At 54.0% G+C, this 15,679-nt stretch carries 13 protein-coding genes, 4 tRNA genes and 1 pseudogene; 12 read left to right on the top strand and 6 right to left on the bottom strand.

The window, feature by feature from the left end:
- The first annotated feature begins 83 nt into the window (after window positions 1-83).
- Window positions 84-1,703 carry a methyl-accepting chemotaxis protein gene (locus tag IE090_RS06490; RefSeq protein ID WP_189387553.1) on the top strand — a complete coding sequence of 540 codons (1,620 nt, stop codon included), beginning with the start codon at window positions 84-86 and terminating at the stop codon, window positions 1,701-1,703.
- Window position 1,704: 1 nt separating this feature from the next.
- Here IE090_RS06490 and IE090_RS06495 read toward each other — a convergent pair whose 3' ends face one another.
- The 4 genes from IE090_RS06495 to tusD are packed head-to-tail and all read right to left on the bottom strand — an operon-like array spanning window position 1,705 to window position 2,988.
- Window positions 1,705-2,013: a TusE/DsrC/DsvC family sulfur relay protein gene (locus tag IE090_RS06495; RefSeq protein WP_189387554.1), complete on the bottom strand. Its 309-nt coding sequence runs from the start codon at window positions 2,011-2,013 to the stop codon at window positions 1,705-1,707.
- The gene (locus IE090_RS06500; protein WP_189387555.1) at window positions 2,013-2,267 is read right to left on the bottom strand and encodes a hypothetical protein; all 255 of its coding nucleotides are present in this window, start codon (window positions 2,265-2,267) and stop codon (window positions 2,013-2,015) included. The genes IE090_RS06495 and IE090_RS06500 overlap by 1 nt, the downstream gene beginning before the upstream one ends.
- Before the next feature lie 2 nt (window positions 2,268-2,269).
- Window positions 2,270-2,608 carry a DsrE family protein gene (locus IE090_RS06505; RefSeq protein ID WP_189387556.1) on the bottom strand — a complete coding sequence of 113 codons (339 nt, stop codon included), beginning with the start codon at window positions 2,606-2,608 and terminating at the stop codon, window positions 2,270-2,272.
- Window positions 2,608-2,988 carry a sulfurtransferase complex subunit TusD gene (gene tusD, locus IE090_RS06510; protein WP_189387557.1) on the bottom strand — a complete coding sequence of 127 codons (381 nt, stop codon included), beginning with the start codon at window positions 2,986-2,988 and terminating at the stop codon, window positions 2,608-2,610. Before tusD ends, IE090_RS06505 begins: the two co-directional genes overlap by 1 nt.
- Before the next feature lie 148 nt (window positions 2,989-3,136).
- Here tusD and IE090_RS06515 point away from each other — a divergent pair.
- A tRNA-Ser gene (locus IE090_RS06515) sits at window positions 3,137-3,227 on the top strand.
- A gap of 339 nt (window positions 3,228-3,566) precedes the next feature.
- Here IE090_RS06515 and IE090_RS06520 read toward each other — a convergent pair.
- Complete coding sequence (locus IE090_RS06520) at window positions 3,567-4,493, bottom strand: histone deacetylase family protein (RefSeq protein WP_189387558.1); 927 nt, start codon at window positions 4,491-4,493, stop codon at window positions 3,567-3,569.
- Window positions 4,494-4,787: 294 nt separating this feature from the next.
- On the opposite strand from IE090_RS06520, the gene IE090_RS06525 reads away from it, so the two are divergent.
- The 8 genes from IE090_RS06525 to IE090_RS06560 all read left to right on the top strand — a co-directional run bounded on the left by IE090_RS06525 (window position 4,788) and on the right by IE090_RS06560 (window position 12,291).
- The gene (locus IE090_RS06525; protein WP_189387559.1) at window positions 4,788-7,502 is read left to right on the top strand and encodes a bifunctional acetate--CoA ligase family protein/GNAT family N-acetyltransferase; all 2,715 of its coding nucleotides are present in this window, start codon (window positions 4,788-4,790) and stop codon (window positions 7,500-7,502) included.
- 119 nt (window positions 7,503-7,621) lie between these two features.
- Window positions 7,622-8,263, top strand: a complete 642-nt coding sequence (gene uvrY, locus IE090_RS06530; protein ID WP_189387560.1) for a UvrY/SirA/GacA family response regulator transcription factor — start codon at window positions 7,622-7,624, stop codon at window positions 8,261-8,263.
- Window positions 8,264-8,267: 4 nt separating this feature from the next.
- Window positions 8,268-10,097, top strand: coding sequence for an excinuclease ABC subunit UvrC (gene uvrC / locus IE090_RS06535; RefSeq protein WP_189387561.1), 1,830 nt, complete (start codon window positions 8,268-8,270; stop codon window positions 10,095-10,097).
- An 8-nt stretch (window positions 10,098-10,105) separates the two neighbouring features.
- Window positions 10,106-10,672 (top strand): CDP-diacylglycerol--glycerol-3-phosphate 3-phosphatidyltransferase, encoded by a 567-nt coding sequence (pgsA, locus tag IE090_RS06540; protein ID WP_189387562.1) that lies wholly within the window; start codon window positions 10,106-10,108, stop codon window positions 10,670-10,672.
- 151 nt (window positions 10,673-10,823) lie between these two features.
- Window positions 10,824-10,899, top strand: a tRNA-Gly gene (locus tag IE090_RS06545).
- 22 nt (window positions 10,900-10,921) lie between these two features.
- Window positions 10,922-10,995, top strand: a tRNA-Cys gene (locus IE090_RS06550).
- 54 nt (window positions 10,996-11,049) lie between these two features.
- Window positions 11,050-11,136 (top strand) — tRNA-Leu (locus IE090_RS06555).
- A gap of 150 nt (window positions 11,137-11,286) precedes the next feature.
- The gene (locus tag IE090_RS06560) at window positions 11,287-12,291 is read left to right on the top strand and encodes a transposase (protein WP_189387563.1); all 1,005 of its coding nucleotides are present in this window, start codon (window positions 11,287-11,289) and stop codon (window positions 12,289-12,291) included.
- A gap of 168 nt (window positions 12,292-12,459) precedes the next feature.
- On the opposite strand, the pseudogene IE090_RS06565 reads toward IE090_RS06560, so the two are convergent.
- A pseudogene (locus tag IE090_RS06565) lies at window positions 12,460-13,005 on the bottom strand (IS3 family transposase); the annotation flags it as partial.
- Between the two features lie 243 nt (window positions 13,006-13,248).
- Between IE090_RS06565 and IE090_RS06570 the strand changes: the two are divergent.
- Window positions 13,249-13,932: a transposase gene (locus IE090_RS06570; RefSeq protein ID WP_229815536.1), complete on the top strand. Its 684-nt coding sequence runs from the start codon at window positions 13,249-13,251 to the stop codon at window positions 13,930-13,932.
- 616 nt (window positions 13,933-14,548) lie between these two features.
- The gene (locus tag IE090_RS06575; protein WP_189387565.1) at window positions 14,549-15,646 is read left to right on the top strand and encodes a BMP family ABC transporter substrate-binding protein; all 1,098 of its coding nucleotides are present in this window, start codon (window positions 14,549-14,551) and stop codon (window positions 15,644-15,646) included.
- The last annotated feature ends 33 nt before the right edge of the window (window positions 15,647-15,679 follow it).

Below are 15,679 nucleotides of genomic sequence, written 5' to 3' on the forward strand. Positions count from 1 at the left end.
TCTGACGCGTTTACACTGGACAAACCAGCCGATGGCTTTTGTCCAGCCCTTGCTGTCTTTGAAGCTGTGTAATGGAAACCGCTATGTCTCTGCTCAATGCCTTTAGTATAAAAACCAAAATACTGTCGTTAACTGCAGTGGCTGTGGTTGGTTTTCTGGTCAACCTGGCCATTAATACCAGCATCAATCAAGCCAATTCAGAGCGCCTCAACACCATCCAGCAGCGCTATTTCCCTTTGGTTCAGGAATCACGAGCGAATTTGGTGCGCCTTGCTCGCATCGAAGAGTTATTGTCGACTGCGGTGAGCACGGGTGAGATGGATTTTGTTCGCACAGCCGATGAGTTGCGTGACGACATGCAAAGCAGCTTTGATGTGATGGCAGACCTATGGCCCGAAGCCGCGACTGATAGCCGTAATGCTGCAGCTGTATTTGAGCGCTATTACCGTGCAGCGCGAGGTGTATCTGAAGGCATGGTGCAAGGCACGGCGGATATGTCCGGCATCAGTAGTGCCATTAGCGACATGAATCGTGAACTGAGCAACAGCCGTCAGCTCATGGGGGCCTACAACGAGGCGGCGGTCACTGCGTTTAATCAAACCGTATCCGACTCTAACAAAGCCGTGCAAGAGGCTCTAAATCTTGGTGTTACCGTCGTGTTAGCGACACTGTTCATCTTGATGGTGGTGGCTTGGAGCACCGCGCGCAGTATTGGTCAATCACTCTCTGGCTTATTGCGGTCTTTAAAAGACATAGCCCGCGGCGATGGTGATCTGACACAGCGGATTGAAAAAACCAGTCAAGATGAAATTGGCGAAGTAGTGGACTGGTTCAACCAGTTTGTTGATAAGCTTCACGTTAGCATCGGCGAGATCGTGGAGGCCAGTCAGCCATTGAGCTCTGTATCGGTGGATTTGCGCAACCTGACAAGCCAAACGGCTGAGGTGTCTGAGCGCCAGAATCAGGCGACTGAGCAGGTGTCTATGGTGGTCGAAGAAATGGTGACCAGTGTGCGCGAGGTATCCAGTAGTGCCAACTCCGCCGCCGAGGCCGCCTACGATGCCGACAGTTCGGCCAAGGCCGGTCGCGATGTGGTCAACCAAACCGTCGCTACCATCAACAGCTTGGCCGAAGAAGTCGATCGTGCCAGTGAAGTGATTCGCCAGTTAGAGGCTGACACCGGCAACGTTGCTGCGATTTTGGACGTGATCAAAGGCATTGCGGAGCAGACTAACTTATTGGCGCTGAATGCCGCCATCGAGGCGGCGCGGGCAGGCGAGCAGGGCCGTGGCTTTGCCGTGGTGGCGGATGAAGTGCGTACCCTGGCGTCGCGCACCCAAGACAGCACCCAAGAAATTCAAAGTGTCATTGAAAAGCTGCAGTCAGCCGCCAACTCGGCGGTTAAAGCCATGTCGGACAGCAAGTCTCATGCTGAAGAAAGTGTTGCGCAAGCGGCCAAAACCAACGACAGCCTGGCCAGCATCACTGATAAGGTGGAATCCATCTCTGAAATGAATATGCGCATTGCAACCACCACTGAAGAGCAAGACCGAGCTGCGGCCAGCATCCTAGAAAACGTCACCGGTATACGTGATACCTCAGAAGCTGCCCTTGCCAGCATCCAGCAAGTGGAGACGGCGAGTCAGTCGCTTACCAGCATTGCCGCTACGCTGCATCGGGTGACGGGGCAGTTCCGCGTTTAAGTCACAAGCAGTTCTCTGGTCTGGGCAGCCCTGCAATGCGGGCTGCCATTTTGGCCGGACTGCCGGGAAAGAGCCGCAGTAGATAAATACTGCTGGCTTTGTCGGCGCCTAACTCGGCGCGAATGTATTTGCTTAATGGCCGCATGGCGGGAGAGATATCAAACTCCTGATAAAAGCGTCGAAGCAAATGTACGATTTCCCAATGTTCCGCTGTCAGCTCGATGCCTTCTTGCTGTGCCAACTCTACGGCAACGCTTTCATTCCAATCGTTTAAGTGCTTTAAAAAGCCGTCATTATCGAGTTCTAGCATCAGTCAAACCAACTCAATGTACGTTCAGCGGTTAACGTTAATTGTATCCAGTCGCTATCGCTAAGCCACTCGACGTTATCAGGCGAGAGCCCAGTGTGTTCTTTGTCTTGTTGTCGGGCGAAATAACGCACACTGGTCTGACAGGTCAAAGCCAATGCCTGCTCCAACAACACGATGGCGTCGTTGGGGCCGAGGCATTGTAAAACTTGCTGGTGCGTTTCAGGTCGGGCGGAAAAAAGTAAGTGCAAGGTCATGACTAAAAGCTCAAACAGTGCTCAGCCTGCGCAATCAGTTGTTGCAGCTGCACAGCGTCGATTGGACTGGCTAGGGGAGACAGTTGCTTGCGCACATGCGGTGCAACATCGTTGTCTAGATAATAAATGCGCTCGCAATCGTACATAGGCAAACTGCGCAGTAGTTTGGCAGGAGCCTTGCCGCCCACCACCAAGGCGCTGGCTTGCGGGTTTAGCCAGCCTAAGCCTGGGCCTGCAAACACCACTACCGGCGGGCGTTCAAAGGCCGCCAGCGCCATCACCAGCTCCAGCGGTTCAGGGTCTATGGCAGGGGCTGTTCGAATGAGGGTGAGTATGGCCATCAAAACTCCACGATGCGGTCGCTGTCTTCGCTGGCGCTGGCCATTTCGCCCAGACCGGCTAGCACAAAGTCGGGGGCTAGGGTAGCCTGGCAATCGTAACGTTGCGCTTCACGTTCATCCACCACGCCTCGACGAAGGGCGTTGGCAATGCATACTTGCAATGTGACACCGCGAGCGGCTAGGGATTGCCACTGTTGTGAAATAGCCGCTTGCCCTTGTGGCGGCTGCTGCTGCATAGCGGCCAAGACGGCGTCTTGGTAGAAAAACACCCGTTTGATAGCGTGGCCGGCATCTAATGCAGCGGATGCAAACGCCAGCGCCGTCTGATGTCCATGCCCAATGTATGGGCTACGTCGTATCAATAGAGTCAATGTCGCCATGAAATGCTTGCCTGCTGATGATGCTGCCGATGATAGGCACTGCTGCTGTTAGCGCAACCTGTAATCGGCAAAAAGCCGCTATCACATTGATTTGATTAAAAAAGTGTTGACGCTAAGGCTGCGTTCGGTATGATGCGCAGCATCGCTTGGAGGGATGGCTGAGCGGTTGAAAGCACCGGTCTTGAAAACCGGCATAGGTTAATAGCCTATCTAGGGTTCGAATCCCTATCCCTCCGCCATATTGCAAAAAGCCGACTCGTTTGAGTCGGCTTTTTTTTCGCCTATTGCTAGCGTCGGGCCTCAGCGCAAGACGCTGAGCAGCGCCAGTGCCAGCACGCCACCGCACCAAATCGTCATCAGCGCCACTGCCAGCCATTCGAGCTTAACAATGCGAGTCACCACGTTTGGTCTTGCCAATACATTCTTGAGTGATTGAAGGCTAGGTTGAGGCACCCTACATCTCCACCAGTGCAGATAGTGACAAGATGCACTCGGTGAGCGTCATTTCCTATCGCCATTGCGTAGCGACTTGTATCGGGCTGTGTACCTAGTGTTACCAGACTGTAAGTGTGGCGCTTTTAAGCTTGCTCCAGCATAACGCCAATAAACTCGTTCACACAGCGCCCTAGGGCATTCATGTCGTAGCCACCTTCCAAAATGGCAAGCCAAGGTGTATGCCGCGCATTGGTGAAGTTGCTGATCCATTGGGCAATCCAGCGATAGTCGTCGTCTTCTAGGCAAAGCTCTGCCATTGGGTCCTCTCGGTGGGCATCAAAGCCTGCTGAAACAATGATCAGCTCCGGTGCAAAGCGGCGCAGCGGCTCGGCCCAGTAATTGAGGATGGTGTCGCGAAAATCACGGCTGCCAGCGCCCGCTTGCAAGTAGCCATTGACCAGATTGTTGTATTTGTTCGCTTCGTAATGACTGTATGGGTAGAAAGGATGCTGAAAGGTAGAGCACAGCAAAAAACGCACGTCATTTTGCAAAATATCAATGGTGCCGTTGCCTTGGTGGGCATCAAAATCAAGAATGGCAATGCGCTGCAAATGATGGGTTTCTGCTGCTCGCATGGCAGCGACGGCAACGTTATTAAAAAAGCAAAAGCCCATACTGCGTTTGTGCTCAGCATGATGCCCCGGTGGACGGGTGGCAACAAAAGCATTGCGAAATTGGCCGCGCAACACGGCATCAACGGCTTCCACGGCAGCGCCAGCGGAATGGTACGCGGCTTCTAGGCTGCCAGGTGACATGGGCGTGTCTTCATCGACATAAATGCGGCCATGCTGTGGCTGAATTAAGTCCAGCTGCTCCACATAGCCCGGGCTATGGGCGCGTAAGATATCAGCCCGCTTGGCGGGGCCGCTTTCGCACACCGTCAGCTGCTCCCAAGTACCCGCCTCATGCAAGGCATTTTCAATCGCAGTGATACGCAAAGCGTGTTCCGGATGATCGTCGCCAGTGGCGTGAGAAAAATGCTGGTGAAAGCAAAAATAAGCGGTCGACATAGGGCATAACATTCCTGTTTTGTGACAGTGTACTGGCCTGCCAAGGCTTTAAAAAGCCAGAAATTATTCGACAATGGGCGTACTCGGCTATGATGCAGCGGCAGCCACCTGTGGCCTGTACTGTTTTTAATGTGGCTCTGATGCAGGGCGCACACATGCATTCAAACAGGGCGGATCGCACTCGACCTTGTCATGGGTCATGATGATCTCATCACAGATGGCGACACTGATGACCAGCAGGCAGATCGCGCTCTAGCCTGATTCTAACCGGCAGCTAAAGGACACCGACGCGCTATGGGTACTCGTTCACTAGAGCACTTCTTCAACCCCAAAAGCATCGCCGTGATTGGCGCCTCTGAGCGCGAGGGCAGTTTGGGCGGTGCCATTGTACGCAACCTGCTCGACAATCATTTCGGCGGTGACATCATACCGATTAACTCGCGCGGTTATGATTCTGTGTTTGGTTTGAACGCACTGTCGCGCATCAGTCAGCTGACGTTCACGCCTGAGTTAGCAATTATTTGTACCCCAGCTGAAACAGTGCCCAAGATCCTTAAGCAGCTGCATCAGTTGGGCGTAGCAGCCGCCATGGTGTTGACGGGAGGCATTGCCCGAGCGCGATCATGGCAATTTCGGCCCAGCTCTGAGCGCCTAGAGCAAATGATTGCACAAACGCGCATGCGCATTCTTGGGCCTGATTGCTTGGGCGTTATTGTGCCTGGTCGTCAGCTAAACGCGTCGTTTTTGCATGTGCCGGTGCGCAAAGGCAGCATTGCTTACATCGGCCAGTCTGGCACGTTGGCTTCCAGCGTTATGGATTGGGCTTACAGTCGCAACATCGGTTTTTCTCATGTGCTAACGCTGGGCAAAAGCCAAGACGTTAGTCTTGCCGACATCATTGACTACATAGTGCAAGAGCCGCATGTGCGTACTTTGCTGATTCAGTTGGATGAAATCGGCTCGGGCAAAGCTTTGCTACGCGCGTTGCGCGCGGCGTCGCGACACAAGTTGGTGTTGGCGGTAAAAAGCAATCGCTTTGCCGACAGTCCGCTCAATCGCATACCTACACCGAAAGGCTTAATCAGCCGTGATCAACTCATTGATGAAACCCTGGCGCGGGCAGGGGTATTGCGGGTCTCAGCAACGGACGAGCTGTTCGATTGTGTCGATGCTTTGTCGCGGCGGCGCGAGGGGTTTGGTCCGCGCCTGGCAATGATTGCCAATGGTCGCGGGCCGGCTATTTTGGGGCTCGATCGGCTGCGACATGACAAGGGCAAGCTGGCCGAGCTCAGCGACGAAACGCGCACCCATTTGCGCGGCTTGCTGCCAGAGTATGTGCGCACCGATAACCCAGTACTGCTCAACCCAGAATTAAATCCCAAGCAGCTGGCCGCTGTGACGACCACGCTATTGCGCGACCGTCAGGTTGATGCGGTCTTGGTGATCTACATTCCCAGCCTGGGCTCTGATGCGCTGGCCAATGCCGAAGAGCTGGTGCGAGTGGCGAAAAACAGCAACAAGACCATTCTCACCAGTTGGATGGGCGAGTATTCCGTCGAGCGGGCGCGCGAGTTATTTGATCGTCACGCCATTCCCACCTTCGATACGCCCGACAATGCCATTAAGTCGTACATGTACATGGTGCAACATCAGCGCACCCAGGATTTATTGCGAGAGACGCCGCAAAGCCTGGAAATCCCCATGTCCAGCGCCTGTCGTGAGCTGGGTGAAGAAATTCGCTCGCACCATCGACCGGGCGACTTCCTGCCGCCCAATGACGCTTGGCGTTTGCTGGAAGCCTATGGCTTTCCCTATGCCGAGAGCCGTTTCTTTCGCAGTCGCAAAGAGTTTCAGGCCATGGCAGAGCAGGTGCCAGGGCCTTGGGTATTGCGCGTACACCATCAGCGTTACTTGTACCCGTTTGCTTACGGCGCCAACCCGCGCGAGCGTTTGCGTAGCGTGGCGCGCGAGCTGCACACAGTAGAAGACATCGCGCCAGCGGCCGACCGCTTAGAAGCCAAGATTCACGAGACCTTTCCCGACAGCCCGGTGTTGGGCTATACCCTGCAAACCATGCACCGCGCCATGGATAACTTGCAGTTTTCCTTTGGTATCGGCCGCGACAGCGAGCTTGGACCGTATTTATTTTTTGGTGGTGGCGGCACCACCGCCGATATTTTGTCCGACCGCCAAGTTGCCTTGCCGCCGTTAAATGCCAACCTGGCCAAGCAGCTGATTAAGCGCAGCCATTTTTATCAGGTACTGCGCGAGCGCTCGGAGGATATCAAGCGCGAACTGGTAACGCTGGAGCGCTGGCTGGTGGCGCTGTCGCACATTGCGCTAAACCACCCTTGGCTATCGGGTTTGGAGGTGAACGCCATACGCCAGCAAGTCGGTCGCTACTTGGCCATTGGTGTGGCAGCCGAAACGGGGGTATCGATCAAGAGCGCCATCCAGCCATACCCACTCGAGCTGGAAACGCACTACACCAGTCCGAATGAACATCGCTATGTCATGCGCCCAATTCGCGCCGAAGACGAGCCGGCGTTGGAGTCGTTTTATCAGCGCTTGAGCCCTGAGTCGCTACGGCTGCGATTTTTCTCAGCGCGACGCCAGTTTGATCATAAAGAGCTGGCCCGCTTTACCCAAATCGACTACGACCGTGAAATGGCCTTCGTTGCCCTGCGCGAGCAAGCCTTGTATGGCGTTGTTAGGGTGTGGATTGACCCAGATGACGTCACCGCTGAGTTTGCCGTGATCATTGATGACAATTGTCGCGGTGAGGGGCTGGGCAGGGCGCTGATGGATACCATCATCGACTACCTCACGCAGCGCGGCGTGCTGCAAATCTATGGTACCGTCCTACCCCACAATCGCGGCATGCTGAGTCTGGCAGAGAGGCTTGGCTTTAGTCGTCGCAATAACCCAGAAGAAGGGGTGGTAGAAGTTGGTAAGTTATTGAATCCATTGAAATACAGCTGGCAACGCAAGCGCATGTACCCGCTGTAATGGGTCTGCTATATTGCCGACTATAATAATGACGTCATAGTGAAATGACGCAGAACTAAAGCGGTTGTCGCCAAGGCAGTAAGCCTATGCAGATGGCCATGATTTTCAAGGGGTCAAACTTGATAAGGGTGCTTGTTGTTGATGACCATGAGCTGGTGCGCTCGGGTATTTCGCGTCTGTTGTCTGACAGCAAGGGAATCGAAGTGATCGGCCAGGCGGCCAGCGGTGAGGATGCAGTGCAGTGGGTGCGTAACGACACCCCAGATATCATCTTGATGGACATCCATATGCCGGGCATCGGCGGCATGGAAGCCACGCGCAAGATTTTACGCAGCCATCCCGATGTGCACGTCATTGCCGTCACCGCGCTGGACGACAACCCCTACGCCGCACGCTTAATGCAGGCCGGCGCCTCGGGTTATATCACCAAAGGTGCTGACGCCAGCGAAATGATTACCGCCATCATGAAAGTGCGTTCTGGGCAAAAATACATCTCACCTGAGATCGCCCAGCGCATGGCCTTAAAACCTTTTCAAGAAGATCAAAAATCGCCCTTCGATGAGCTGTCCGAGCGCGAAATGCAAATCGCCTTGATGATTGTTGGCTGCCAAAAAGTGGCGGATATCAGTGAAAAACTGTTCCTCAGCCCGAAAACAGTAAACAGCTATCGCTACCGGATTTTTGATAAACTCGACATTTCCAGCGATGTAGAGCTGGCACTGCTGGCCATGCGTCATGGCCTAGTGAACCCAACCAGTTGAGGATATGTCCGAGTTTGATATTCCGGCCTTTTTAAGCAATTTAACTCGTCGCGCCGGCGTCTATCGCATGTATGACGCAGACGATGAGCTGTTGTATGTAGGCAAGGCCAAACACCTTAAAAACCGCGTTTCTAGCTACTTTCGTGCCCGCGGCCTCAATGCCAAAACCGTGGCGCTGGTCAGCCGTATCGCACGCATTGAGGTGACGGTTACTGGCAGCGAGGCGGAAGCTCTGTTGCTGGAGCAAACGCTGATCAAGCGACATCGTCCGCCGTACAACATTCTGCTCAAAGACGATCGGTCGTACCCGTATTTGCATTTGTCGCAGCACGACTACCCCATGCTCAGCTACCGCCGCGGCAAACGCCGGGGCAGTGGGCGCTTCTTTGGCCCATACCCGAACTCTGGCGCAGTGCGTGAAGCGCTCAATCATATGCAAAAGCTGTTTTTGCTGCGCTCCTGTGAAGACAGCTATTTCAACCACCGCAGTCGGCCCTGCCTGCAGTATGAAATTCGCCGTTGCTCTGGCCCTTGTGTCGGTCACATCAGCGCCAGCGATTATCAGCGCGATGTCGAGCATGCCGTACTGTTTTTACAAGGCAAAAACCGCGAGCTGACGGCCGAGCTGCAACAAGACATGCAGCAGGCGGCGGAGGGGCTGCAGTTTGAACGGGCAGCCGAACTGCGCGACCAGATCGATTTATTACGCCGCATTCAGGAAAAACAGAATGTGGATGCCGACAAAGGTGATGCCGATGCCTGGGCTTTGGTGCACTGGCAGGGCGTAGGTTGCCTGCACCGTTTGAGTTTTCGTCGCGGCCGACTGGTTAACAGCCAGAACTTTTTCCCGGATAATCCCGCCGGCTTGGATGACGACGAGTTGCTGGCTGAATACTTAAGCCAGTTTTATCTCGGTGGCCATGCGCCGGAGGGCATTCCGCGCGACATCATCGCCGATATCGACACCGATGCCATGGCAGTGGTGCTGGAAGCGCTGCAGCTGGAAAGCCAAAAACGTGCTCGTCACGTACGTGGCGTGCGCGGCCAGCCAAGGCAATGGCTGCATATGGCGCAAGAAAATGCTCGCACAGGCGCGCAAAACCATATTTCAGCGGCTCAAGCAGCGCGCCACAAATTGACGCAAGTGCAAACTCTGTTGCGGCTGAGCAAAACGCCGCAGCGCATTGAGTGTTTTGACATTTCGCACGCGCAAGGGGAAGCTACCTTCGCCTCCTGCGTGGTCTATGACCACGAAGGGCTGAACAAATCGCGCTATCGCCGCTTTGGCATCAAAGGCGTTGCGGCAGGCGATGACTACGCCGCCCTAGAGCAGGCGGTACGCCGCCATTTGACGCGCTTGAGTGAGCAACAAGATTGCCCAGATTTGCTGTTAATCGACGGTGGCCAAGGGCAGATTGGCCGCATCCAAGCCGTGCTGGATGAGATGCAGCTGAATGAGGTGCAAGCCTTTGGCATATCCAAAGGCGAGACGCGAAAGTCCGGCTGGGAATTTTTATGGCAAGCGGGCAATCGCCAGCCGATCATTCCCGATGCCCACGATGAAGGGTTTCGGCTGTTGCAATGGGTGCGTGACGAAGCCCACCGCTTTGCCATTACCGGCCATCGCAAGGCGCGCGCCAAAAGCCGTGGGCGCTCGGGCATTGAGGCCTTGCCGGGCGTTGGCCCTAAACGGCGTAAGGCCTTGCTGCTGCACTTTGGCAGCCTGAAAAATATGAGCGGTGCCGCACGTGAGGAAATTGCCCGCGTGCCTGGCATCAGCAGCAAACTGGCAGAACAAATCTTTGCTCACCTGCATGGCGAGCCACAGGAGTAATCACCCGCATGAACCTGCCCAACATTTTGACATTAAGCCGCATCCTGATGATTCCGTTGCTGGTGGTGTGCTACTACTGGGCCGGACCGGCAGGCAAACTGTGGGCGGCAGGGCTGTTCTGTTTGGCTGCCGTGACCGACTGGTTCGATGGCTACCTGGCGCGGCGCTGGAATCAAACCACGCCACTGGGGGCATTTCTCGACCCGGTAGCCGACAAACTCATCGTGTCGGTGGCACTGATCCTCTTGGTCGAGTCTCATGCCTCGCTGTGGCTCACCATACCAGCGACCATCATCGTCGGGCGTGAGATTGTGATTTCAGCATTGCGCGAGTGGATGGCCGAGCTGGGTAAGCGCGCCAATATTGCGGTCTCCAACGTCGGCAAAGTCAAAACCGCCATGCAAATGGGGGCCATCACCATTTTGCTGGTCGCTGAGCTGCACACCTGGCTCGACTGGATTGGCCTGGCACTGATATACGGCGCTGCGGTACTGACCATTTGGTCGATGCTGGTGTATCTGAAAGCGGCCTGGCCGCATTTGGCTGCTGGTGTTGAACCCAACTCAGCCAAGTGAAGCGTCCTTGTTGCCAAAAGCCGCCGCTTTAAATGCATCTAAAGCGGCGTTCGATATTTGATCGATTTTTAGAAAATGCGGCTAAGTGCCTAAAAAGTAAGAAAAAACGCTTGACGCACCAAGCTCAATCATTACAATGCGCAGCACTAACGCGGGAATAGCTCAGTTGGTAGAGCACAACCTTGCCAAGGTTGGGGTCGCGAGTTCGAATCTCGTTTCCCGCTCCAATTCATCTTAAATGATGAATCAGGCGCGATAGCAAAGTGGTTATGCCGCGGATTGCAAATCCGCTGACGCCGGTTCGATTCCGGCTCGCGCCTCCACATTCTGCGTAAAGCACATACTCTGTGCTCATTTCCTCAGGAAGCGCACACTCAGCCCGAGTGGTGGAATTGGTAGACACAGGAGACTTAAAATCTCCCGACTTCACGGTCGTGCCGGTTCAAGTCCGGCCTCGGGCACCATACATAGCAAGGCCTCCAGCGAAACAAGACCAAGACCAAGACCAAGACCAAGACCAAGACTGAGACAGTCACGATAAGAAAGCTGCCTGATGGCAGCGTCTAAATCTACTGGCTAGGCTGTATGCAGATCCTGTTCACTGGGAGTCGGCCATGCCTAAACCGCGCAAAGAACTCGTTTCTCTGGAGGCCACGCCGTATTATCACTGTGTCTCACGCTGTGTGCGGCGTGCTTTTTTATGCGGCTTTGATCAGGAAGGGCGCAGCTTTGAGCATCGCCGAGGCTGGATTGAGTCATTGCTACTGGAGCAAGCCCAGGTCTTTGCCATAGACATCGCTGCCTATGCAGTGATGTCGAATCACTTTCATGTGGTCCTGCATGTTGCACAGGATCAGGCTGCGAGCTGGTCTGTACGTGAAGTGATTGAGCGCTGGCACCGGCTGTACAAAGGTAATGCTTTTACTCAACGCTATCTGTTAGGCGAAGCGCTGAGCTCGGTGGAAGAGCAATTAGTTGAAAAGTACGCCAACGAATGGCGCGAGCGTTTAACCTCCATTAGCTGGTTTATGCGCCGTTTGAATGAAAAAATTGCGCGCATGGCCAACGAAGAGGACGAATGTACTGGGCATTTCTGGGAAGGTCGTTTTAAATCTCAGGCGCTGCTCGACGAAAAAGCACTGGCTGCTTGCATGGCCTACGTGGATTTAAACCCTATTAGAGCAGGCATGGCGAAAACACCAGAAACGTCTGATTACACCTCGATCAAAAAACGCAGCCGTAAAGCAAAGCAAGCCAACTCACCCAATCATCCGTTCCAACAAGTCCCCGAGCTATTTAACTTCGCTGGCAATCCCCGTCAAAAAATGCCGGACGGCATTCCAATGCAGTTAACCGACTACATCGACTTGGTGGACTGGACCGGCAGACAAATACGCGATGATAAACGCGGTCATGTTGACCAAAGCTTACCGCCTGCGTTGCTCAGGCTAGGCATTGATCCACAACACTGGCTGGTGATAACACAGCAGTTTGAAAGCCAGTTTAAAGGCCTGGTGGGCAGCGCTCAGAAACTAAAAGCCAAACTAAGTTGCTTTCTCCACGATAGCAAACAACACCGAACGGCTGGTATCGGTGCTTGCCAGCAGCTACTGACTTAACAGAAGTCAGCAAAATCTCTGCATCAAAAACCTGTTTTTTCAACAAGCAGGGGTTAGCTTTGTCTGAAACTCTCTCTCGGTAGCTAAATCACTTTTTGACTCATTGATAGACGGTGCTCAAGGCCGCCAGTGGCTGGGTGTAGTGGTCAACCCAAACCGGACACATTTCTAAGCACATTTTTCAAATTCAATCGGTGTTGCATCGCCCAGCGTCGTGTGTAAACGGCGAGCGTTGTAATAGGCAATGTACTCCCTCACATCGGCCACGGCATCTTCTCGTGTCGCGTAAATATTTCCCGTTAGCCACTCGCGTTTAAGACTGCCGAAAAAACGCTCTGTGGGTGCGTTATCCCAGCAGTTTCCTTTGCGGCTCATTGAACACACCATGCCATGCTGTTTCAGCAGCGCTTGGTAGGCATGACTGGCGTACTGACTGCCACGATCCGAGTGGTGGAGCAGCCCTTTAGGCGGTTGGCGCAAATTAATGGCCATCATCAGGGCTCGACTGACCAACGCGGTTTCCATATGGCGATCTAAATGCCAGCCCACCACTCGGCGCGAATATAAATCGATCACCACCGCCAGATAAACCCAGCCTTGCAAGGTCCAAATGTAAGTGATGTCCGTCGTCCACACACGATTTTTGTCGCTCGGAGAAAACGCTCGATTCAGCACATTTTCTGCCACCGGTAGCGCGTGTTGACTGTCGGTGGTCAGCACAGCTGGCATTGGTGCTTGCCAGCAGCTACTGACTTAACAGAAGTCAGCAAAATCTCTGCATCAAAAACCTGTTTTTTCAACAAGCAGGGGTTAGCTTTGTCTGAAACTCTCTCTCGGTAGCTAAATCACTTTTTGACTCATTGATAGACGGTGCTCAATGCCGCCAGTGGCTGGATGCAGCAGTAAACAGCCGTGCTTCTCTTCACATGACTGTCTGTTTTTTTCCCGCAACGCTATTTGTTAGGTGAAGCGCTGAGCTCGGTGGAAGAGCAATTAGTTGAAAAGTACGCCAACGAATGGCGTGAGCGTTTAACCTCCATTAGCTGGTTTATGCGCCGTTTGAATGAAAAAATTGCGCGCATGGCCAACGAAGAGGACGAATGTACTGGCCATTTTTGGGAGGGACGCTTTAAATCTCAGGCACTGCTCGATGAAAAAGCACTGGCTGCCTGCATGGCCTACGTGGATTTAAACCCTATTAGAGCAGGCATGGCGAAAACACCAGAAACATCTGATTATACCTCGATCAAAAAACGTAGCCGTAAAGCACAGCAAACCAGTTCACCCAATCATCCGTTTCAACAAGTCCCTGAGCTATTTAACTTCGCTGGTAACCCTCGTGAAAAAATGCCGGAAGGCATCCCAATGCAGTTAACCGACTACATCGACTTGGTGGACTGGACAGGCAGACAAATACGCGATGATAAACGCGGTTATATTGATCAAGGCCTGCCACCCGCGTTGCTCAGGCTGGGCATTGATCCACAACACTGGCTGGTGATGACGCAGCAGTTTGAAAGCCAGTTTAAAGGCCTGGTGGGCAGTGCTCAGCAGCTAAAGGCCAAACTGAGCTGCTTTTTCCGCGACAGCAAACAACATAGAACGGCTGGCATTGGTGCTTGCCAGCAGCTGCTGACTTAACAGAAGTCAATAAAGTCTCTGCATCAAAAACCTGTTTGTTCAACAAGCATGGGTTAGCCTTGTCTGAAACTCTCTCTCGGTAGCTCAATCACTTTTTGACTCATTGATAGACGGTGCTCAATGCCGCCAGTGGCTGGATGCAGCAGTAAACAGCCATGCTTCTCTTCGCGTGACTGTCTGTTTTTTTTTCAGCAGACGCTAACTAATCTTTGAGCTTTTGCTCAGCATCACACCCTGGTAGCACCCCGGCGTACAGGTCAAACAGCCATTTACGGCGGTGCGAAAGCGCCGGGCCTGGTCCAGTGCATTGACCGCAAAGGGGTAGGCTCCTAAATAGGTTCGACTGTGAGGTAAGGGTAAGCGGCGGCAATCGCCTGTGTGAATAACATGGTATCCGTCGACCTGGGGTAGATCGCTTACGTAGTAGTGTTGCATGACGCGCCTCCTTGCAGCTGCGCCATATCATAGTTGGACTTTGCCGGTAAAAAAGTTCCGGTTGGCGTTTTCTGTTGTGCGAGATATCGCACAGCGTTGATGGCAAAATCACCAATAATTACTGACCAAGCGGTCAGCCTGCGATACCATGCGCGCCTTTTGATTGAGTTGGGAGGTGCTAGTGCGTCTTATTTCGCATTTTATTCTATGGCTTTTGCTGGGCGCCGCGAGCTGGAGCCAGGCGGCAAACGAGCCACTGCAAGAGCCGTTACAGCAGCCATTAAAAGTTGCGTTTGTTTATGTGGCACCCGTCGGTGACGCCGGCTGGACGCTGTCGCACGATTTGGGCCGCCAGTATGTGCAGCAGTTATTTGGCGAGCGCATTGAAACCCAATTTGTTGAGGCCGTTGCGCCAGGGCGCAACGCCACTGAGGTGCTTGAACAACTGGTGGAGCAGGGCAATGACATGATCTTCACCACCTCATGGGGGTACATGGTACCCACAGACCGCGTCGCCCAGAGTCATCCAAACGTGTTGTTTGAGCATGCCACCGGCATTCGTCGTGGCGACAATTTATCGACCTATGCCAATCGCGCCTATCAAGGACGCTACTTGGCTGGCATGGTGGCAGGCGCCATGAGCGAGAGTGGCAAGATCGGCTACGTTGCGGCGCACCCAGTGGTCGAGATTATTCGCGGCATCAATGCCTTCACCTTGGGGGCGCGCAGTGTCAATCCAGAGGTGGAGGTGGCCGTCGAGTGGAGCCGCTCTTGGTACGACCCAGCAACCGAAGCACGTTTGACGCACGGCCTGATCAATGACGGTGCCGATATCATCGTCCAGCATACTGACAGCCCGACGCCAGTCCGCATTGCAGAGCGGCGCGGTGTTTACAGCATGGGCTATCACACGGATATGTCGCCGTTCGCGCCTGAACGCCATTTATTGTCCGTCGTGCATCAGTGGGGGCCGATTTATGAGCAGCGCATTCGTGCGGCACTGCAGAATGAATGGCAAGCAGGCGATGTATGGCCGGGCTTAGAGGCGGAAACCGTGGCGCTTACCGGCTGGCATCAAGACATACCGGCCGAAGTGCGCCAGCAAGTGGAAGCGGTGCGCGCGCAGTTCAGCAGCGGTGAGCGTCGGGTGTTTGTCGGCCCTATTAACAACTACCGTGGTCGCACCCAGGTGCGGGAAGAGCATGAGCTGTCAGACCTGGAGCTGACCCACATGGATTGGTTTGTTGAGGGCACGCGCGGCGACCTACGCTCTTTTTAATACCGACACTGCCCGTGCGTAGTTTTTCGCACT

Source organism: Bacterioplanes sanyensis, from assembly GCF_014652515.1.
Classification (GTDB): domain Bacteria; phylum Pseudomonadota; class Gammaproteobacteria; order Pseudomonadales; family Oceanobacteraceae; genus Bacterioplanes; species Bacterioplanes sanyensis.